Below are 19,100 nucleotides of genomic sequence, written 5' to 3'. Positions count from 1 at the left end.
TAAGCGGTTCCAGGCAGTTAAGACGTGCAAGGCTAATCAAAGAGGCGCACTTGTGTTGAAATGCCATATTGCAAAATCTGCAACGAGGACCCGGCAATGGCATTGGACATGCTGCGAGAAATTCAGGCATTCGTCAGCGTGGCGCACAAGCGCAGCTTCGTTGCCGCCGCCCGTGCACTGGGGCGCTCGCCCAGCGCCGTGACCCGTGCAGTCCAAACGCTGGAAGACAATGCCGGGAGCAAGCTGCTCAACCGTAACGCCAATGCCGTCACGCTGACAGAAGCGGGTGAGCGCCTGCTGCCCCACGCCGAACGCTTGCTGGATGTGCAACGCGACGCTGCCGACGAACTGGCCGCGCTCAGTGGCAGCGCCCAAGGCTGGGTCCGCTTTGCCGTACCGCAGCTACTCGGTGAACATGTGCTGCCGCAGGTCCTTGCCGAGTTTTCTCGGTGCCACCCCCAGGTGACCCTGGATGTGCAGTACAGCGATGAGGCGCTTGACCCGCTGCAGGACAAATTCGATTTCGTGGTACGCGGCGCCTTCCCGCAATCGAGCGAACTGATCGGCTACCCACTATGGCCCTATCAGCGCCACCTGTATGCCAGCCCGACGTACTTGGCCTTGGCCGGTACGCCGCAACACCCGGAAGAGCTGGAGGGGCACACGTTGATCCTGCACACAGCGCCACGCATTCTCAAGGCTTGGCACTTCTGCCGCGATGGGCAGATCACCAGCCTGCGCCCGCGGCCCCGGCTGCGTCTAGGTTCGGGCACCGCGGTGTACCATGCTGCCTTGGCCGGTGCCGGCATCGCCCGCCTGGCCGCCTGGGTTGGCGAAGCACAAGTGGCGGCCGAGCGCCTGGTCCGCGTGTGCCCACAATACCGCCTGACTTCCAGCAGCGGTCAGGACCCACAGATGCACGCCGTATTCCCTGCCGGCGAACTGCCGGCACGGTTCCGCGACCTGCTGGCAGCCCTACGCCGGGCCGGCATGGCCCGTTGAATCAGCCCTCGAAACCACTGTTCAATTTCTGCTCAATTTAACAGAGGCCGCCGGGGGCTTGGCTTACAGCACTTTATCCACAGACCTACCCACGTTTTTTGTGGACAGATTTCCCAGCGCTAAGAACGACTTATCGCACAACCAGCAAGGCCGAATTGGCCAGTTTGACCAGCTCGATCCACTCGGCCGTGCTGATGACTCCGGCTTGCTCAAGCGCCTCGGCATTGCGCAGTGCCTGGTCATAAACCTGCTCATCAAGCGCCCCTTCAGCGAGAAAACGGCTACGCCACTCCAGCATGGCTGAAGTGCCTTTGTTGCATTCCATGAATGTGTCGACTCCAAGACAAAAACACCGACCGAATGAACGGCGGCGGGAGACTACACGAGGCTTTTACACTTGAGAATGACTTGCACCTACCGCTTGTCCAGCAGTGCAAAGCAGGGGAATACTGGCCACTTGGTCAGGTGTTGGGCCCGCCTCTTGAACTAGACGGGCCGCGCAGGTAAACCGCAGTTTGCATTCAGCTCGGCGGAATCGTGCCAAGCAGACCGATCAGAATGGTCAGCAGCAGAAAACCACCGAGGAACAGCGCCAGCTTGCCCATTGGAACCTCTACAGTTGTGATGCGGGAATGAGCACATTGTCGAGCCTGGGCTGATACGGTTACAGATTCAGGTTTGCGGAAAAAAAGCGGATCAGATGGTCCTCATGTTTCTTGGGCGGGGGCAAATGCACGTTGCCACAACGCACGCGCTGCTTCCTGCGCACGCTGTTGTGGCGGCAGGTGCAGCTCAGGTCAGTCGCTGAAGTTTTTCTGCCGGTAGCCAGCCGAGTTCACCATTGCCATGGCGCCGACACCAGACCCAGCCATTGAGCGGGCGAACCAGCTGCACCAGCTGGCCCGGTTCGGCATCCAGCTCGTGCGCGCAATAATGGTCCAGTGCCCTGCCCTGGCCCACGCTGAGCCGTTCGATAAGCTGCGCCGGCACCCAGCCGGGCTCCTGGCCGGTGCAGCTGCACAGGTACCAGTCCTGCCAGCCCGGCTCGCCTTCGTAGCGCGGGCCAATATCCAGCAAGGTGCCCTTGGCGAAGCGGATTGGCCGCGGGTATTCACTGCGGTGCGTTTCGATCACGACGTAATGCATGGGCCTCTCCCTGGCCGAAAACTTCGATGGTAGCAGCCACAGAACACACCGCCGCTGCCGCGCGTTTGTGGCGATCCTGCTGCATGGCTGGCCTTATGACCTTCACCGCCGCGAGCAAGTTGCACCCACCCTCGCGGCAAAAGCAGGACGGTAAGTGCTACATAACGTTTCAGAATGCGCGAGGGGCCCTGTGCCGCAGGGCTACCCCATCGAAAAATGATCGAACCCGGCAAAGCCGGGCTGTCGGGCTGGTTACGAGGACATGATTTGAAACGCCGGATGTAGGACGCTTTACCACGCGATGTAGGAAAACGGACAACGACAGGATTTGCCTGTATGAAACATCAGTTTCTGGAGCAAAATCGAGATGCTACGGTCCATTTTTCCTACAACGGCATGGAAGCCCACAGCGTGAGAACCACATGGACCCGTTCAATACCTCGGCCCTGAAACTGCAGAAAAATTTGCTCAACCTGCGCATTGAGCGGGACCGCCTGAGAAATGAGGGCAAGAACAAGGAGGCGGATCAGCTTGCGGGGCTAATTGCACAGCTGGAAGCGGCGATTCGGCAATTGCCGGGCGACATGAAGCCTGTGACCTTGCAGTGAGGCCTGATGGCCTGAAGACTTGCGCGATTCCTGTGGAAGCGGCCTGGTGTCGCGAAAGGGCCGCAAAGCGGCCCCAGCATTTCGTGCATCACTGCAACTACCCTGTACCTTCAAAACAACTTGACCGTGTAACTCACAATCAACCGGTTTTCATCGATATCGCTGCGGTAATTGGAGCGCGCCATCACGTTGCGAATGCGTACACCCAAACCCGCCAGCGGTCCGCTCTGCACCACGTAGGCCAGGTCCAGATCCCGCTCGCGGTCACGCCCTTCAAAACCCAGCCCGGTGTCTACGTCCCGCCCGTTCACATAGCGCAGGGTCGAGGTCAGGCCCGGAATGCCCAGCGCGACGAAGTTGAAGTCATGGCGCACCTGCCACGACCGCTCGCCCGGCGCCGAAAACTCATAAGTCGGCAACGTATTGCCCATCGGGTTGGTGTTCGCGCCCACCTGGATAAAGCCATCGTCACCGCCGATCTGCTGGTAGCCCACGTAAAAGGTATGCCCACCGGTCTTGGCCGAGAACAGGCTGAACAGGGCATGGTTGTCGTAGTCACCGGCAACCTTGCGGCCGTCTTCGCGGGCATCGAAATAACCGGCATTCACCCCCAGTGTCCAGTCACCCAACGGCTCGGCGTGCTTGAAGCTGTAGAAGCGCTGTTGGTAGATATCTTCCAGCTGCGCCTGCCACACGCCCACGCTGGTGCGGTTCTCGTTGAAGGCATATTCGGCGCCCACGTAGTTGAAGCGGTCACTGGTGAACCGCGCCAGTCGCGCCGGGTTGATCGGGTCGTTCACCAGCGCGTACATCTTCTGGCTGTTGGACGAGTCGCGCAGGCTGGTGGAGCGGAACTGGCCGGCATTCAGGGTCAGCCCGGCAAATTCGCGCGACTCCAGCATCGCCCCCTGATAGGTCGGTGGCAGCAGGCGCAAGTCGCTGAACAACAGCACAGGCAGGTTGGGCATCAACTCGCCCACCTTCAGCTCGGTCTGCGACACCTTGAACTTGATTGCCGCGCCCAGGCGGCTGTATTCGTCAGCCGACTTACCGCTGTCCAGGCTGGGCAGCAAGCCCGACTTGGCATGCTCCGGGCTGCTGTCGAGCTTGAAGCCCAGCAGGCCGGTCACGTCCACGCCAACGCCTACGGTGCCCTGGGTATACCCCGAGCTGGCATTGAGGATAAAACCCTGCGCCCATTCCTGGGTACGCGACTGGCTACTCGCGCCCTTGATGTCGGCATAGTCACGGCTAAAAAAGTAATTGCGCGCCTGCAGCGTGGCGCGGGCACCTTCGATGAACCCAGCCTCTTCAGCCGAGGCCTCGGTGCAGAGCGCGGCGGCAATACAGCCACCGGCCAGGCGCGCAGACGAAGAAAAACGTGGTGTTATGAAACCTTGCATGGGGCTACTCCTGGATTTCGGGCAACAGCGACCCGGCGCGGTAGCCTTGTGCGGCTACCGACGTGCGGGTTGCATAGGGAAAGGGTCGGCAGGCGGGCACCCGGCCCGCCTGCCCTGCCGTTGCGAGAAGCGCTGGGCCGCTAGCGGTTGACCAGCTTCGCCGGCAGGGCGATGACCAGGAAGCAGCTGAGAATCAGGCAGCCGGCGAACACCCATAGCGCCGCGTGGGAAGTCCCCGTCAGGTCAGTCACCATGCCCATCAGCGAGTTGCTGACCAGGCCGGCGATGTTGGCCACCGAGCAAGCCAGGGCGAATCCGGTGGCCGCCGCGGTGCCTTTGAGGAAGGTCGCCGGCAGGCTGAAGAACACCGGCACTGCGCCGATGATCGCCGCCGAGGCGATGGCGAACAGCAGTACGGTCATTACCAGGTTCTGACTGAACAAGGTGCTGCTGGCCATGGCAATTGCACCAATGATGAACGGCACGATGATGTGCCAGCGGCGCTCGCGGTGGCGGTCGGAGCTGGCGCCGATCATCAGCATGCCGGCCAGCGCGGCCAGGCTCGGGATGGCCGTGAGCAAGCCGATGTGGAAGGTGTCGCTGACGCCCGCATCACGAATGAAGGTCGGCATCCAGAAACCCATGGCATAGGCGCTGAGCAGGATCGAGAAATCGATGCCACCGAGCATCCACACCTTCAGGTTGAAGAAGCCGTCACGGAAGCTGTGCTTGCTGTCCTTGCCCTCGGCATCGTCGGCGGCCAGGTCTGCCGCCAGTTGGGCCTTGTCTGCGGCTGAAAGCCACTTGGCCTGCTGGTAGTGATTGGGCAATGCCCAGAACGTGAGGATGCCGAGCAGCACGCTGGGGATCGCCTCCAGCAAGAACAGCCACTGCCAGCCGTGCAAACCGTGCACCTGGTCGAAATGCCCCATGATCCAGCCGGAAATGGGCCCGCCGATCACGCTCGACAATGGCAGCCCGATCATGAACAGGGCAATGATGCGCCCGCGCCGATAGGTGGGGTACCACATGGTCAGGTAGAACAGCACGCCCGGCAGGAAGCCGGCCTCGGCCGCGCCGAGCAGGAAACGCAGGATGTAGAACTGCGTAGTGGTGCTGACGAACATGGTGCAGGCCGACAGCAGGCCCCAGGTAATCATGATGCGGGCGATCCACAGCTTGGCGCCGACGCGCTGCAGGATCAGGTTGCTTGGCACCTCGAAAATGATATAGCCGACAAAGAACAGCCCGGCACCCAGACCATAGGCGGCGGTGCTGAACTGCAGGTCTTCGAGCATCTGCAGCTTGGCGAAGCCGACATTGATGCGGTCCAGATAAGCTGCGAGGTAGCAGAAGCACAGGAAGGGGATGAGCCTCCAGGTGATCCTGCTGTACAGCGCTTTCGTGCCATGGTCAGTGTCACTGTGGACCGTGGTTGCGTTCGCAATTGGCATTTCCTGTCTCCTGGCGGGCGACTTTGTGGTTGTTTTAAGGCCAGCAGTTTTCGACGCGCCGGGCACGCCGCGCACTATACGCGGCGTACCTGGGTAACGCCTGAAAGACCCCGAGTGCTCCTGCGGGGCGACCGCCCGGACAGCAGGCGTTCATGAACGGGCTTCCGGCACCGTTCCTTGATTGTTATTGGGTAAGGCGCTGCCCGGCGTTCAGCCGGCCAGTTGCCTGAGTTGCTGCATGGCGTCCTGCCGGGTGACGACATCGCCATACTTGCTGTCGATGTCGAACAGGTTGGCTTCGTGCGGGTCGTTATGACGGTCACCGACGCACTCACGCACCACGATGGTTCGGAAACCATGCTGCATGGCATCCACCGCACTGGCGCGGATACAGCCGCTGGTGGAGCAGCCGGCCAGCACCACGGTGTCCACCCCTTGGGCATGCAGCAGCGGGGCCAGGCTGGTAGCGAAGAAGGCACTGGCGTACTGCTTGCTCAGCACCACTTCCCCCGGCTGGGGTGCGACGGCCTCGCAGAACGCCGCCAGCGGGTTGCCTTCGACCATGTCCTTCATTACTGGCGCCTTGCGCACCCACACACCGCCATCGGCGAAATGCGGCGGCTGGTAGCGGATATTGGTGTGCACCACCAATGTGCCGCAATCGCGGGCCAGCGCCAGCAGGCCGGCGGCCTGCTCCACCGCCGTGACCACTCCCGGGGCGTAGAGCGGTGCGCCGGGGGTGGTATAGCCCTGCATGAAATCGATCATCAACAGGGCCGGCTTGCGACCAAAGCCGATGCGCTGGCCCCACACCCCTTGGTAATTGTCACGGGCGCTCTGTGCGTCGCTCATGTCCGCCTCCCGGTTCAGTAAGCGCCTGACAGCAGGGCACCGGCGCCGGGTACGACCGGCTCCAGGTCCAGCGCCTTGAGCATGGCGTAGGTGGTGGCGATCGCCGCGGTGACCACGGGTTTGCCGGTTTGCGCCTCGACCTTGGCCACTGCCGGCAGCGACTGCATTTGCACACAGGCCGAGAGCACCACCACATCGACGCCTTCAAGGTCCATGCCGGCGACAATGCCTGGCAGGTTGGCCGGGTCGTGGCGGGCAACGGCGAGGTTGTCAGGGATTTCCAGCGCGCGCCAGTCCTGCACCTCGAAGCCTTCCTCGCGGATGTAGTTCACCACCAACTCGGTCAGCGGTTTCATGTACGGCGCGACGATGGCAATGCGCTTGGCCTTCATCACATGCAAGGCCTCGACCAGCGCCCCGGCACTGGTGATCACCGGCGCCAGCGCGTCGTTGTCGGCGGTGGCCTGCTGCAGGCGCTTCTCCGATTGGCGGTGATAACCCAGGCCCATGGCCATGATCGCCACCAGGCAGGCGTAGCCCAGCACGTCGACCTTGGCGTCGGACAGCTCCACCGCGCAGCGGTCGGACTCGGCGTCCATGGCCGCCAGCTCTTCCTTCTTCACCTGCTTCATGCGCATGCGGCTGGAATGGAAGGTGAAGCGCTCGGGGCGGATGGCCTGGCGGGCGTGGAGCATCGCCGGGATCTCGGTTTCCATGGTGGTGTTCGAGCTCGGCACGATCTGGCCGATGCGGTATAGCTTGGTCATGTTGCGTGCTCCGTCAGACTAGGGGTTGGTCGAGGAAGTCGCCAAAGGCGGCGAAGAAGCCGTCCAGGTCATCCCAAGGGATCATGTGGCCAGCGTTGTCCACCTGGGCAACCTGGATGTCCGGCTTCAGCTCGCGAAGTTCGGCGATGTCGCAGGGCTCGATCACCCCGCCACGCCCGGCCACCATCAGCAGCGCCGGCTGGCGCACGGCGGGCAGGTACTGGTGGATATCCACGGTGTGGAAATCTTCAAAGGCACGCACGACCGCCGGCTCGTAGCAGGTGTGCAGCCATTCGGCACGCAGCGACAGTTGCTCGTCGCTCCAGGTGGCGCAGAAGGCACGCATGTCGTCACCGCTCATGCCAACTGAGGCCTGGCGGATCGAATCGACATACCACGGCAGCTTGCTTGGGTAGGCACGGCGGCCCGGCCCAGACACTGGAGGGTCGACCAGCACCAGCCGCTGCAGCCCGGGCGCCCCTTGGGCGGCAGCGCGAATCGCAAAGCGCGCCCCCATCGAATGCCCGACCAGGTGGTAGCTATCCAGGCCCAGCGCTGCGGCAAAGGCCGGGATATCCGCAGCACAGGTATCGGTGCCGTAATCCAGTTGCGGGCCGCTTGAAGACAAGCCGCGCCCGCGCACATCCAGGACATAGGTGTCGAAGTGCTGGCCAAGGCGCTCGGCGACGAAGCCCCAGGTGATCGCCGGGCTGGTAATGCCCGGTACCAGGATCAGCGCCTGGCCTTTGCCGCCGTAGCGCAGGTAGTGCTGGCGGATGCCATTGGCGCTGACGTTGCCGCCGGCGACGAAGGTCGTCATGCCGCCTCCCCGCTTTTGAGCTGCTGGCCGTACAGGTCGTAGCCGTAGACCCAGGCCGGATCTTCCTGGCTGTAGAGCCAGGTGTTGGCGTTGGATACCGCCTGCACCTGCGAGGCCCGCTCTTTGCGGTTGGCTTCATACAACGCGAACGCGGTGCGGTGGTCGGACAGCCCGGTTTCCTGCAGGCAGCGGGTCAGCATGGCCGCGTCCTCGATGGCCATGCATGCACCCTGGGCCATGTGCGGCTTCATCGGGTGGCAGGCGTCACCCAGCATGACCAGGCGGCCACGACTCCACAGCGGCAAGGGGTTGCGGTTGCGCAGCGGCCACTTGGTGATCGATTCGGTGGCGTCGATCAGCTTCTGCACCGTGGGGTGGTAGCCTTCGAAGGCGGCGCGCATTTCTTCCTGGCTGCTGTCGACGTAGGCGCCCTGGAAGTCCCAGGCCTCGTGTGGCACGCCGGTGACGAAGTAGTACTCGTCGCGCTTGCCGGTGGTGTAGTACACCATCATGTGGCGATCTTCAGACCACCACTTGACGCAGGGCTCGAATACATCGGCATGCTGCGCCAGGTTGACGCCGCGGATCAGTGCCCGATGCGCGACCCAGCCGCTGTAGTTCGGCGCTTCGGCGCCCAGCAGCTCTTCGCGGATCTTCGAGTGGATACCGTCGGCACCAATGACGATGTCGGCCACGGTGTGGCTGCCGTCGGCGAAGTCCAGACGTACCTGGTCGCCTTCATCGACGATCTTTTCCAGGCGCTTGCCAAAATGCACGGTACCCGGCTTGATCGCGTCGATTTGCAGGGCATGCAGATCGCCGCGGTGGATGGTGATGTAGGCCGCACCATACTCGCGGCGGGCAAAATCCCCCAGCGGGATGCGCGACAGGTAATCGCCGCTGGCGCCGTCGCGGCTGAACCAGAAGTCCGGGTGCGACCCCATCAGTTCCAGCTTCTGCTCAAGCCCCATGCGGCGGAAGATCTTCATCACGTTGGGGCCGATATGGATACCCGCGCCAAGGCGGGTGAACGCCGGCGCCTGCTCGTACACTTCTACATCGAAGCCGGCCTGCTGCAGCAACGTGGCGGCCGCTGCCCCACCCAGACCTGCACCGACGATTGCGATTTTCTGCCTACCCCGCATGGGTGTGTCTCCTCTTGTTCTCATGTGTGGTCAGCCGTTCGGCCGCCTGACGATTTAGAGCGTATACGCTACAAATGCAATTTGAAAAGAGGGTGGTGGAAATATTTTTTCAAACCGCTGACGGGAACGCCATTCGGCCTATTGTTACTGCAAATACTGAGCATTGTGTGAATAGGTAACGTTTTAACAGATAACTTGCGCTCGCTGGCAGGATGCGCTTTCATCTGCAAATGTATGGTGTACACACTATTATTTTGCACCGAGATGAAGCACCAGGCACCGCCATGGTGCGCCCCCTGTCAACGCCACCCAGGAGAACCCCGATGCCGGTGAGCAATGCACAACTGACCCAGATGTTCGAGCACGTACTGAAGCTGTCTCGCGTCGACGAAACGCAAAGCGTGGCTGTGCTCAAGAGCCACTATTCAGACCCGCGCACGGTCAACGCCGCCATGGAGGCCGCCCAGCGCTTGAAGGCCAAGGTGTATGCGGTAGAGCTGCCAGCGTTCAACCACCCCACGGCCATGGGCAATGACATGACGGCCTACTGCGGCGACACCGCGCTGACCGGCAACCTGGCGGCGCAGCGGGCGCTGGAAGCGGCCGACCTGGTCGTCGACACCATGATGCTGCTGCACTCGCCTGAGCAGGAGCAGATCCTCAAGACCGGCACGCGCATCCTGTTGGCGGTAGAGCCACCGGAAGTGCTGGCGCGCATGCTACCCACCGAGGACGACAAACGCCGCGTGCTGGCCGCCGAAACCCTGCTGAAACAGGCGCGAAGCATGCATGTGCGGTCCAAGGCCGGCAGCGACTTCCACGCCCCGCTCGGTCAGTATCCGGCCGTGACCGAGTACGGCTATGCCGACGAGCCGGGGCGCTGGGACCACTGGCCAAGCGGCTTCCTGTTCACCTGGCCGAACGAAGACAGCGCCGAAGGCACGCTGGTGCTGGACGTCGGCGACATCATCCTGCCGTTCAAGAACTACTGCCGCGAGCGCATTACCCTGGAGATCGAAAAAGGCTTTATCACCGGCATCCATGGCGGCTTCGAGGCTGAGTACCTGCGCGACTACATGAAGTACTTCAATGACCCCGAGGTGTACGGCATCTCCCACATCGGCTGGGGGCTGCAGCCGCGTGCGCAGTGGACCGCCATGGGCCTGCACGATCGCAACGACGGCATGGGCATGGATGCCCGTGCGTTCTATGGCAACTTCCTGTTCTCCACCGGCCCCAACACCGAGGTCGGCGGCAAGCGCAAAACCCCATGCCACCTGGACATCCCGCTGCGCAACTGCGATATCTACCTGGATGACAAGGCCGTGGTGCTGGCAGGCGACGTGGTAGCACCAGAGGAGTCGCGGGCACGATAGTGGTTATACTGGCCGGGCGCTCCGCTATTGGCGGCCGGCCAGCACCTTTCCACCAGCCCAAGCCATCCTATGCCGAACAAAACCAACCCCAGCAGCCCCCCGCTCGACACCACCCCCTATGACGTCACCGAACAGGTCGGCCACCTGCTGCGCAAGGCCTACCAGCGGCACACGGCGATCTTCCAGCAACAGGCCTGCGACCCGCAGTTGACCTCGATCCAGTTCGTTACCCTGTGCGCCCTGCGCGACCACGGCCCCAGCTCGCAAGCTGAGCTGATCAAGGCCACGGCGGTAGACCAGGCAACCATCCGCGGCATCGTCGAGCGCCTGAAGGCGCGCGAACTGGTACAGCTGTCGCCAGACCCGGGCGACCGGCGCAAGGTCATCGTCGAACTCACTGACAGCGGCGCGGCATTACTTGACGCCATGATCCCCTGCGCCCGGCAGATCAGCGAACTGAGCATGGGCAGCCTGAATGCCGGTGAGCGCGTGGCCATCCTTTACCTGCTGCGCAAGATGATCGACAGCGACGAAAACCCGGGCTGAAATTTGTTGTGACTGCTGCGATTGCCGTCACAGATACGAGGTCTTCGAGATCGAGCGCCGCGCAGGCGGCGCTCGATTTCCCTGGCGCCAATAATCTTCCGCCATACCCATCACCCCCATCACAGCGCTCTGCAAATTCATCTCTGGCCTGCTTCTTGCTCACTCATTTCATGTAGTGAGTACTTACCGAAAATCTCAAATCATTTGAGTCCTTTGGTAGCGCAAGCAACCCCCAGAGATGAGCCAATAATGCAAACAACCATCTCCCTGCAGGTCAACGGCCAGCCGGTCGAAGTCAGCGCCATGCCCGACACCCCGCTGCTGCTTGTCCTGCGCAACGACCTGTACCTGAACGGCCCCAAGTACGGCTGCGGCCTGGGCGAATGCGGGGCATGCACGGTGATCATCGATGGCGTGGCCGCCCGCTCCTGCGTCATCCCCTTGGCCGGCGCCGCCGGCCGCGATATCACCACCCTCGAAGGGCTGGGCTGCAAGGCCGCGCCGCACCCGGTGCAACAGGCGTTCATCGACGAGCAGGCGGCTCAGTGCGGCTACTGCATGAACGGCATGATCATGACCGCCAAGGCCCTGCTCGACCGCATTCCCGATCCCAGCGACGAACAGATTCGCAACGAACTGTCCGGCAACCTGTGCCGCTGCGGCACCCACGTTGAAATCCTGCGCGCCGTGCGCCGCGCCGCCGACACCCGGAGGAAAGCATGAACCACTCACAACAGGTGCCCAGCCGTGACCAGTTGCTGGCCAAGACCGGCGTGCTGTTGATCGTCGACCAGATCACCCCGCCCTCGGGCCCGGTTGCCAAGGGGGTGACACCTGCCGTCAAGGCGCGCGAACTGGCGTTGTTCATCGCGGTCAGCGACGACGGCATGGTCTACGCCTTCAACGGCCACGTCGACCTGGGCACCGGCATCCGCACCTCGCTGGCGCAGATCGTCGCCGAAGAGCTGGACCTGCGCATGGACCAGGTGCACATGGTGCTGGGCGACACCGAGCGGGCACCCAACCAGGGCGCGACCATTGCCAGCGCCACCCTGCAGATTTCCGCCGTACCCTTGCGCAAGGCTGCGGCCACCGCGCGGCGCCACCTTTTGCAACGGGCTGCACAACGGCTTGGCTGCGAGGCACAAGACCTGCGCATTGAAGAAGGCACTGTGGTCGCCGGCAACGGCAGCACCCTGAGCTTCGCCGCACTGGTACAAGGTGATAACCAGCAACTGCGCATCGCCGACGATGCCCCACTGAAAGCCGTCGAGGACTACCGCCTGGTCGGGCGCAGTGCCGCGCGGGTAGATATCCCTGGCAAGGCCACCGGCGAGCTGACCTACGTGCACGACATGCGCTTGCCCGGCATGCTGCATGGCCGGGTGATACGCCCGCCCTACGCCGGCCACGACAGCGGCGACTTTGTCGGCAATAGCCTGCTGGCGGTGGATGAGAGCTCCATCGCCCATGTGCCCGGCGTGGTGGCGGTGGTGGTGATACGCGACTTCGTCGGCGTGGTGGCCGAGCGCGAGGAACAAGCCATCCGTGCGGCCCATGACCTGAAAATCAGCTGGAAGCCCTTTACAGGCAAGCTGCCCGACCTCAGCGATGTCGCCCAAGCCATCCGCGACAACCCGCGGGTGCAACGCACCGTGCTGGACCAGGGCGATGTGGACGCTGGCATCGCCAATGCCAGCCAGCGCCTGAGCCGCAGCTACCTGTGGCCGTACCAGTTGCACGCATCGATTGGCCCATCGTGCGCATTGGCCGACTTCACGCCAGGGCAGATCCGTGTGTGGTCCGGGACGCAGAACCCGCACCTGCTGCGCGCCGATCTGGCCTGGTTGCTGGAATGCGGCGAAGAACGCATCGAGATCATCCGCATGGAAGCCGCCGGCTGCTATGGCCGCAATTGCGCCGATGACGTGTGCGCCGACGCAGTGCTGCTGTCGCGGGCGGTACAGCGCCCTGTGCGGGTGCAACTGACCCGCGAGCAGGAACACGTGTGGGAGCCCAAGGGCACTGCACAACTGATGGAAATCGACGGTGGCCTGAACGCGGACGGCAGCGTGGCCGCCTACGACTTCCAGACCAGCTACCCTTCCAACGGCGCGCCTACCCTCGCCCTGCTGCTGACCGGTGCCGTAGAGCCGGTGCCGGCCTTGTTCGAAATGGGCGACCGCACCTCGATCCCGCCTTATGACTACGAACACATGCGCGTCACCATCAACGACATGACGCCGCTGGTGCGTGCCTCGTGGATGCGCGGCGTGTCAGCCATGCCCAACAGTTTCGCTCACGAATCGTATATCGATGAGCTGGCGTTCGCTGCGGGTGTCGACCCGGTCGAATACCGCCTCAAGCACCTGTCCGACCCACGCGCAATCGACCTGGTCAAGGCCACCGCCGAACGCGCCGAATGGCAGCCGCATACCCGGCCCATGCAGGCGCAGGCCGAAGGTGACGTGCTGCGCGGCAGGGGCTTTGCCTATGCCCGCTACATCCATAGCAAGTTCCCAGGCTTTGGCGCGGCCTGGGCGGCGTGGGTGGCCGATGTCGCAGTGGACCGGCGCACCGGTGAGGTCGCCGTCACCCGGGTGGTGATCGGCCACGATGCCGGGATGATGGTCAACCCCGAAGGCGTGCGCCACCAGATCCACGGCAACGTCATCCAGTCCACCAGCCGGGTGCTCAAGGAGCAGGTCAGCTTCGAAGACTCGACGGTGGCGAGCAAGGAATGGGGCGGCTACCCGATCCTGACCTTCCCCGAGTTGCCCGCCATCGACGTGATGATGCTGCCACGCCAGCACGAGCCGCCCATGGGCAGTGGCGAGTCGGCCTCGGTACCCAGCGCGGCGGCCATCGCCAATGCCATTTTCGACGCTACCGGCATTCGCTTTCGCGAGCTGCCGATCACGGCAGAGCGGGTGCGTGCCGCCCTCGATGGCGAAGGTCAGGGCCCTGATGCACCTGCGCCAGCACCGCCGACAGCCAAGCGTTCGAAGTGGTGGTTCGGCTCGTTGGCCGGGGTATTCGGTGCTGCATTGGGCGTGCTCGCCACCGCCTTGCCCTGGCGCGCCGAAATCGCCCCGGTAACCCCGCCAGCCGCTGGCAGCTGGAGCGCCGCGATGCTCGAGCGCGGGCGCCAGGTGGCCGCAGCCGGCGACTGCGCCGTGTGCCATACGGTCAGCGGTGGCAAAGTCAATGCAGGCGGGCTGGCGATGGAAACCCCGTTCGGCACGCTGTACAGCACCAACATCACGCCCGACCCGGAAACCGGCATCGGCCGCTGGTCGTTCGGTGCGTTCGAGCGGGCCATGCGCGAAGGCATCAGCCGCGATGGCCGCCACCTGTACCCGGCCTTCCCCTACACCTCGTTTCGCAACATCAACGACGCCGACATGCAGGCGCTGTATGCCTACCTGATGTCACAAACCCCGGTACGCCAGGAAGCACCTGCCAACCAGATGCGCTTCCCGTTCAACCAGAGGCCGCTGATGGCCGGCTGGAATGCGCTGTTTCTGCAACGTGGCGAATATCAGCCCGACCCACAGCGCAGCGCGCAGTGGAACCGGGGCGCCTATCTTGTCGACGGCTTGGGCCACTGCACAGCCTGCCACTCACCGCGCAACCTGATGGGCGCGGAAAAACGCGGCAGCAGCTACCTGGCCGGCGGCCTGGTGGATGGCTGGGAAGCTCCAGCGCTGAATGGGCTGGCCAAGTCATCCACGCCGTGGAGCGAAGACGAACTGTTCAACTACCTGAGCACCGGCTTTTCCGAAAAGCACGGGGTGGCGGCCGGCCCCATGGGCCCGGTGGTCAGTGAACTGGCCACCCTGCCAAAAAGCGACGTGCGTGCCATCGCCCACTACCTCAGTTCACTCGACGGCGAGCCGCAGGCAGTGGTCACCAAGGCCGCCCCCCAGGCGGACACGCACGTGTCGATAAGCAATGGCGAGCGGGTATTCAAAGGCGCCTGCATGGCCTGCCACAGCGATGGCCTGGGGCCTAAGCTGTTCGGCGTCAGCCCGTCGATGGCGGTCAACAGCAACCTCCACAGCGCGTTGCCGGACAACCTGCTACGGGTGGTCATGCATGGCATCCCAACCCCGGCAACCCGTGACCTGGGCTACATGCCCGGCTTCAAGGACAGCCTGTCGGACCGCCAGGTAGCCGACCTGGCGGCCTACCTGCGCCAGCGCTTCGCCGCCGACAAGCCGGCATGGCAAGGGTTGGCGGCCAAGGCTGCGCAAGTACGTGCCAACCCAGGCAGCCACTGAGGTCAGCGGCGCAGGCCACGCAGTGCAAGGTCGCTGATGAAGGCCAGCCAGTCAGCCTTGGCCTGCTGGTCGGCCAGGTCCACGGCCAGGAACGAGCTGAGGGTATGGCGGTTGGAGTTATAGAAGTAGCAGAGCGAGGCAATCATCAGGTAGGCGTGGGTGACATCGATGTCGTCGCGGAACAGCCCCTTGGCCTGGCCGGCTTCGATGATCGGCCGCAACACGCCCACCGCCTCGCCTGACAGCGCCCTGAGGTTTTGCGACTTGCGCGCATGCTGGCCCTGGTGAAGGTTTTCGGTGGCGAGGATGGTAACGAATTCGGGGTGGCGCACGTAGTAGTCCCAGATGAATGCCACCAACTCGCGCAGGGCCTGTTCCGGGTCGGCGAGGTCGAGGCGCAGCTTGGCCTCAGCCTGGTTGAAGCTGGCATAGATGTGCTCCAGCACACTGATGAACAGCTTTTCCTTGCTGCCGAAGTAGTAATAGATCATCCGGTCGTTGGACTTGGCCAGCGTGGAGATCTGCTCGATGCGCCCACCAGTGAAGCCTTCCTTGCTGAAGACCTTCACTGCGGCCTTGAGAATGTTGTCCCGAGTACGGTCGGCCTGCTGGGCGCGAACACCGGTTTTGCGAGTTTGCATGGGGGTCCCTGTGGGGCTGGCCTGATACCCAACACTGCCACAGACGTTGAGCCATTGCGCGGCTTTTTCGGCTGGCCGCCAAGGCCCCCGCCAAACATCCAAGGCCCGGGGTTGCCCCACACTGCCGATTGAATCTTCGCTGTTGAATCGACTTCAGTGGCTTGTCAGTACACGCCAGCATCCCTCGCCTGCATCCAGAAATGCACTGCACCCGATCCTGATAATTAATTGGAGTCATGTGCGCATGCCCCCTACCGTGGTACGTCACCCAAGCCTCAGTCAAAAAGGCCCGATCATGAACGACCGTGAGTTCATCAACGCCACCGACGCCGATGGTCTGCCCCTGCACATTGCCGTCCGCAGCGGCCGTATTACCCACATCGGCGCGCAGCGCGCCAGCACCCCCGCCCGCGAGACCATTGACCTTGAAGGCCTGTTGGTACTGCCTGGTTTCGTCGACGGCCACATCCACCTGGACAAGAGCTTTGTCGGCGACCGCTGGCGCCCGCACCAACCGGTCACCAGCCTGCGCGAGCGCCTGGCGGTGGAAAAGCGTGAACTCGCCAGCGCTCCGCCCATCGTCGAACGCGCGGATGCGCTGATGCGCCGGGCCGCCTCATTCGGCACCCTGGCCATGCGCTGCCACGTGGACGTGGACGCCACCACCGGCCTGACCAACCTGCGCGCCATTCTCGAAGCTCGGGACCAATGGAAAGACCTGCTCGACATCGAAATCGTGGCCTTCCCCCAGGCGGGCGTGGTGACCTGCCCTGGCACCGCCGAAGTGATGGCGGCGGCGGTACGCGAAGGCGTGCAGGTAGTCGGCGGCATCGACCCGACCACGCTGGATGGCGACGCCGACGCCCAACTGGACATCGTGTTCGGTATCGCCGAACGTTATGGCGTGAAAGTCGACATCCATCTGCACGAGCCCGGCGACATCTGCATTGCTCAGCTCCAACGCATCGCCGCGCGCACCCACGCACTGGGCATGCAAGGCTTGGTGGCGGTCAGCCACGCCTATGGCCTGGGCGACGTCTCCGATGCGGTTGTCGACCGCACCGCCGAACTACTGGCGGGTGCCGGTATATCCATCATGACCAACGCGCCCGGTGACCATGCGTTCCCTCCCGTGCTGCGCCTGCGTAAAAGCGGCGTGCGGGTATTTACCGGCAACGACAACATCCAGGACGCCTGGTGGCCCTATGGCAATGGCGACATGCTGCAACGGGCCATGCTGGTCAGCTACCGCTCGGGCTTCAATACCGATGAGGAGCTGCGGGTTGCGCTGGAAATGGCGACCGAGGCCAGTGCCGGGGTCATGGGCAAACAGGGTTATGGTTTGAAGGTGGGTAACGAAGCCAGCTTCGTATTGTTCAAGGCACCGAATGCCGCTGCGGCGGTAGCGGCTGCCATTCATGAACGGGTGATCGTGCGCCACGGTGCGTTCTGGGGCGGGCCTGCGCGATTGCAGTTGAAGGCTGCGCAGTTTGCGACGGAAATGCGCCGTTAACACCACACCCAAAGCACAGATCACCAGCCCTGCGCCGCCGCTGTGGGAGCGGGTTCACCCACGAACACCGGCCCGCCATGATGCATTGCCCGAGGGCACGGCGGGCCTTGTCTGCATGCACGAACCGGCTCGTGCACCCGGTCCCCTGCTCACGCTGCAGCGGCCCCCTTATCCTCACCGCTGACCTCGAACTGCCCGACCAGCTTCTGCAACTTGCCAGCATCCACCCGCACCTTCTGCGCGCTACTTTGCAGCACCACCGCCGTCTGCCGCATCTCGCTGGAGGACTGGTTGACCTGCTCGATGGTCTTGCCGTATTCCACGCTCCGCCGGTTGAGCTGCTGGATGATCGCGAACATGCCTTCCACTGCCTGATGCAGCTGAACGTTCTCGGACGAGGCGTCTTCGGCAAGGCGCAGGCTGTTGTCGACGTCCTGAACACCCTGCTCCATGAAGCTGACAGCCTGGCGGGTTTCGCCCTGGAGGCTCTCGACCATGTGGCGGATGTCCTCGGCGGCGCGCGCGGTTCGCGCGGCGAGGCTGCGCACCTCGTCGGCCACCACCGCGAAGCCACGGCCATGCTCGCCGGCACGCGCCGCTTCGATGGCGGCATTCAGCGCCAGCAGATTGGTCTGGTTGGTGATGTCGCTGATCAACCCGGTGATGTTGTCGATTTCGACCATACGGCTGTCGAGGCGCTGCACACTGGAAGACGAACGCGCCACCACATCGCGAATCGATTGGGTGCCTGACTGCACCGCCAAATACTGCTCGCGGGCACGGCTGACCACTTCGTCCATGGCCTGCTTCATCTGTTCAGCGCTGACCGAGGCCTGCTGCAGCTCGCCAAGTTGCTCCTCCATGATGATCATCATCTGATGCACCGCATCGGCCACGTCGGCGGAGCTCACGCTGGCCGCCTGGCTGCGCCCAAGCATCATCTGGTTGGTACTGCCGACCGTGCGGCTGGCCTTGACCACCTGCCCCACCACGGCGTCCAGGCGATCGATGAAACTGTTGATCCAGCGCGCCATGTCGCCGCTCTCGTCGTTGCCCAGGGTGCTGATATCCAGGCGCTGACGCAGGTTGCCTTCACCCTCGGCGATGGTACGCAGCACGCCGCTCATGCCATTCAACCTGGCAGCCAGGCGCCTGGGCCCCAATACCCCGAACAACAGCGTGGCGCCGAGCATGCTCAAGGCCAGAATGACGTCGTTCAGCGCTTGCGACAGGCCGGCATAGTGCTGCACCAGGTAGTTGCAGCCGAATAGCCCGGCCATGGTCGCCACACAGGGTTTCATCAACCCGTAGCTCAGTGAGCGGCGCCGGTAGACCTCCTCCAGGTCGGCTTCGCACATCATGCCCCAGCGGTCGGGCGAGCCCGGCAACTGAAAGGTCACGCCCTTGCCGACCACCGGCACATGGCGGTAGTCCGAATACCCCGGGTAGGTCACGAACAGGTTGGCACCACGCCGGATGGTTTCCCTTACCCCAGGGTGCAGTTCGCCAGTGGAGGGGTCGGTGAAGCGCAGTTCCAGTTCGGT

At 63.4% G+C, this 19,100-nt stretch carries 17 protein-coding genes; 7 read left to right on the top strand and 10 right to left on the bottom strand.

The window, feature by feature from the left end; all coding sequences use genetic code 11:
- Positions 1–96 precede the first annotated feature (96 nt).
- Positions 97–1,002, top strand: coding sequence for a LysR family transcriptional regulator (locus DMX11_RS07205; protein ID WP_110743869.1), 906 nt, complete (start codon positions 97–99; stop codon positions 1,000–1,002).
- A 130-nt stretch (positions 1,003–1,132) separates the two neighbouring features.
- On the opposite strand, the gene DMX11_RS07200 is transcribed toward DMX11_RS07205, so the two are convergent.
- Both DMX11_RS07200 and DMX11_RS07195 read right to left on the bottom strand, forming a co-directional pair.
- Entirely contained in the window at positions 1,133–1,327 is a 195-nt protein-coding gene (locus DMX11_RS07200; RefSeq protein ID WP_110743868.1) for a hypothetical protein, read from the bottom strand.
- 467 nt (positions 1,328–1,794) lie between these two features.
- Complete coding sequence (locus DMX11_RS07195) at positions 1,795–2,148, bottom strand: SH3 domain-containing protein (protein WP_110743867.1); 354 nt, start codon at positions 2,146–2,148, stop codon at positions 1,795–1,797.
- Between the two features lie 422 nt (positions 2,149–2,570).
- Between DMX11_RS07195 and DMX11_RS07190 the strand changes: the two genes are divergently transcribed.
- The gene (locus DMX11_RS07190) at positions 2,571–2,756 is read left to right on the top strand and encodes a hypothetical protein (protein WP_110743866.1); all 186 of its coding nucleotides are present in this window, start codon (positions 2,571–2,573) and stop codon (positions 2,754–2,756) included.
- Positions 2,757–2,866: 110 nt separating this feature from the next.
- On the opposite strand, the gene DMX11_RS07185 is transcribed toward DMX11_RS07190, so the two are convergent.
- The 6 genes from DMX11_RS07185 to nicC form a co-directional block, all read right to left on the bottom strand.
- Positions 2,867–4,159 (bottom strand): OprD family porin, encoded by a 1,293-nt coding sequence (locus DMX11_RS07185; RefSeq protein ID WP_110743865.1) that lies wholly within the window; start codon positions 4,157–4,159, stop codon positions 2,867–2,869.
- A gap of 140 nt (positions 4,160–4,299) precedes the next feature.
- The gene (locus tag DMX11_RS07180) at positions 4,300–5,613 is read right to left on the bottom strand and encodes an MFS transporter (RefSeq protein ID WP_110743864.1); all 1,314 of its coding nucleotides are present in this window, start codon (positions 5,611–5,613) and stop codon (positions 4,300–4,302) included.
- A gap of 210 nt (positions 5,614–5,823) precedes the next feature.
- Positions 5,824–6,465: an N-carbamoylsarcosine amidohydrolase gene (locus DMX11_RS07175; protein WP_110743863.1), complete on the bottom strand. Its 642-nt coding sequence runs from the start codon at positions 6,463–6,465 to the stop codon at positions 5,824–5,826.
- Positions 6,466–6,479: 14 nt separating this feature from the next.
- Positions 6,480–7,232: an Asp/Glu racemase gene (locus DMX11_RS07170; protein ID WP_012273183.1), complete on the bottom strand. Its 753-nt coding sequence runs from the start codon at positions 7,230–7,232 to the stop codon at positions 6,480–6,482.
- 13 nt (positions 7,233–7,245) lie between these two features.
- Positions 7,246–8,052, bottom strand: a complete 807-nt coding sequence (gene nicD / locus DMX11_RS07165) for an N-formylmaleamate deformylase (RefSeq protein WP_110743862.1) — start codon at positions 8,050–8,052, stop codon at positions 7,246–7,248.
- Positions 8,049–9,197 carry a 6-hydroxynicotinate 3-monooxygenase gene (nicC, locus tag DMX11_RS07160; RefSeq protein WP_110743861.1) on the bottom strand — a complete coding sequence of 383 codons (1,149 nt, stop codon included), beginning with the start codon at positions 9,195–9,197 and terminating at the stop codon, positions 8,049–8,051. The genes nicD and nicC overlap by 4 nt, the downstream gene beginning before the upstream one ends.
- A 323-nt stretch (positions 9,198–9,520) precedes the next feature.
- Here nicC and DMX11_RS07155 point away from each other — a divergent pair, with 323 nt between their 5' ends.
- The 4 genes from DMX11_RS07155 to DMX11_RS07140 all read left to right on the top strand — a co-directional run bounded on the left by DMX11_RS07155 (position 9,521) and on the right by DMX11_RS07140 (position 15,402).
- On the top strand, positions 9,521–10,573 hold the full coding sequence (locus DMX11_RS07155; protein ID WP_110743860.1) for a 2,5-dihydroxypyridine 5,6-dioxygenase: 1,053 nt from the start codon (positions 9,521–9,523) through the stop codon (positions 10,571–10,573).
- A 69-nt stretch (positions 10,574–10,642) separates the two neighbouring features.
- Entirely contained in the window at positions 10,643–11,119 is a 477-nt protein-coding gene (locus DMX11_RS07150; RefSeq protein ID WP_110743859.1) for a MarR family winged helix-turn-helix transcriptional regulator, read from the top strand.
- A 249-nt stretch (positions 11,120–11,368) separates the two neighbouring features.
- A complete protein-coding gene (locus tag DMX11_RS07145) occupies positions 11,369–11,842 on the top strand; it encodes a (2Fe-2S)-binding protein (protein WP_110743858.1) in 474 nt (157 codons plus the stop codon).
- Entirely contained in the window at positions 11,839–15,402 is a 3,564-nt protein-coding gene (locus DMX11_RS07140) for a molybdopterin cofactor-binding domain-containing protein (RefSeq protein ID WP_110743857.1), read from the top strand. The genes DMX11_RS07145 and DMX11_RS07140 overlap by 4 nt, the downstream gene beginning before the upstream one ends.
- A gap of 2 nt (positions 15,403–15,404) precedes the next feature.
- Here DMX11_RS07140 and DMX11_RS07135 read toward each other — a convergent pair whose 3' ends face one another.
- On the bottom strand, positions 15,405–16,043 hold the full coding sequence (locus tag DMX11_RS07135; RefSeq protein WP_110743856.1) for a TetR family transcriptional regulator: 639 nt from the start codon (positions 16,041–16,043) through the stop codon (positions 15,405–15,407).
- Positions 16,044–16,338: 295 nt separating this feature from the next.
- On the opposite strand from DMX11_RS07135, the gene DMX11_RS07130 reads away from it, so the two are divergent.
- The gene (locus DMX11_RS07130; RefSeq protein WP_110743855.1) at positions 16,339–17,556 is read left to right on the top strand and encodes an amidohydrolase family protein; all 1,218 of its coding nucleotides are present in this window, start codon (positions 16,339–16,341) and stop codon (positions 17,554–17,556) included.
- Between the two features lie 149 nt (positions 17,557–17,705).
- On the opposite strand, the gene DMX11_RS26400 is transcribed toward DMX11_RS07130, so the two are convergent.
- Positions 17,706–18,356, bottom strand: a complete 651-nt coding sequence (locus DMX11_RS26400; protein ID WP_371921783.1) for a methyl-accepting chemotaxis protein — start codon at positions 18,354–18,356, stop codon at positions 17,706–17,708.
- Positions 18,357–19,100 lie beyond the last annotated feature (744 nt).

This window comes from Pseudomonas sp. LB-090624 (assembly GCF_003205205.1).
In the GTDB taxonomy this organism is placed as follows: domain Bacteria; phylum Pseudomonadota; class Gammaproteobacteria; order Pseudomonadales; family Pseudomonadaceae; genus Aquipseudomonas.
Note: the sequence above shows the minus strand (reverse complement) of the source record. Positions and strands in the feature narration are given on the sequence as shown.

Coding starts and splice junctions, on each gene's coding strand:
- DMX11_RS07205 (WP_110743869.1), top strand. CDS start 97: ATGGCATTGGACATGCTGCGAGAAATTCAGGCATTCGTCAGCGTGGCG.
- DMX11_RS07200 (WP_110743868.1), bottom strand. CDS start 1,327: ATGGAATGCAACAAAGGCACTTCAGCCATGCTGGAGTGGCGTAGCCGT.
- DMX11_RS07195 (WP_110743867.1), bottom strand. CDS start 2,148: ATGCATTACGTCGTGATCGAAACGCACCGCAGTGAATACCCGCGGCCA.
- DMX11_RS07190 (WP_110743866.1), top strand. CDS start 2,571: ATGGACCCGTTCAATACCTCGGCCCTGAAACTGCAGAAAAATTTGCTC.
- DMX11_RS07185 (WP_110743865.1), bottom strand. CDS start 4,159: ATGCAAGGTTTCATAACACCACGTTTTTCTTCGTCTGCGCGCCTGGCC.
- DMX11_RS07180 (WP_110743864.1), bottom strand. CDS start 5,613: ATGCCAATTGCGAACGCAACCACGGTCCACAGTGACACTGACCATGGC.
- DMX11_RS07175 (WP_110743863.1), bottom strand. CDS start 6,465: ATGAGCGACGCACAGAGCGCCCGTGACAATTACCAAGGGGTGTGGGGC.
- DMX11_RS07170 (WP_012273183.1), bottom strand. CDS start 7,232: ATGACCAAGCTATACCGCATCGGCCAGATCGTGCCGAGCTCGAACACC.
- nicD (WP_110743862.1), bottom strand. CDS start 8,052: ATGACGACCTTCGTCGCCGGCGGCAACGTCAGCGCCAATGGCATCCGC.
- nicC (WP_110743861.1), bottom strand. CDS start 9,197: ATGCGGGGTAGGCAGAAAATCGCAATCGTCGGTGCAGGTCTGGGTGGG.
- DMX11_RS07155 (WP_110743860.1), top strand. CDS start 9,521: ATGCCGGTGAGCAATGCACAACTGACCCAGATGTTCGAGCACGTACTG.
- DMX11_RS07150 (WP_110743859.1), top strand. CDS start 10,643: ATGCCGAACAAAACCAACCCCAGCAGCCCCCCGCTCGACACCACCCCC.
- DMX11_RS07145 (WP_110743858.1), top strand. CDS start 11,369: ATGCAAACAACCATCTCCCTGCAGGTCAACGGCCAGCCGGTCGAAGTC.
- DMX11_RS07140 (WP_110743857.1), top strand. CDS start 11,839: ATGAACCACTCACAACAGGTGCCCAGCCGTGACCAGTTGCTGGCCAAG.
- DMX11_RS07135 (WP_110743856.1), bottom strand. CDS start 16,043: ATGCAAACTCGCAAAACCGGTGTTCGCGCCCAGCAGGCCGACCGTACT.
- DMX11_RS07130 (WP_110743855.1), top strand. CDS start 16,339: ATGAACGACCGTGAGTTCATCAACGCCACCGACGCCGATGGTCTGCCC.
- DMX11_RS26400 (WP_371921783.1), bottom strand. CDS start 18,356: ATGGACGAAGTGGTCAGCCGTGCCCGCGAGCAGTATTTGGCGGTGCAG.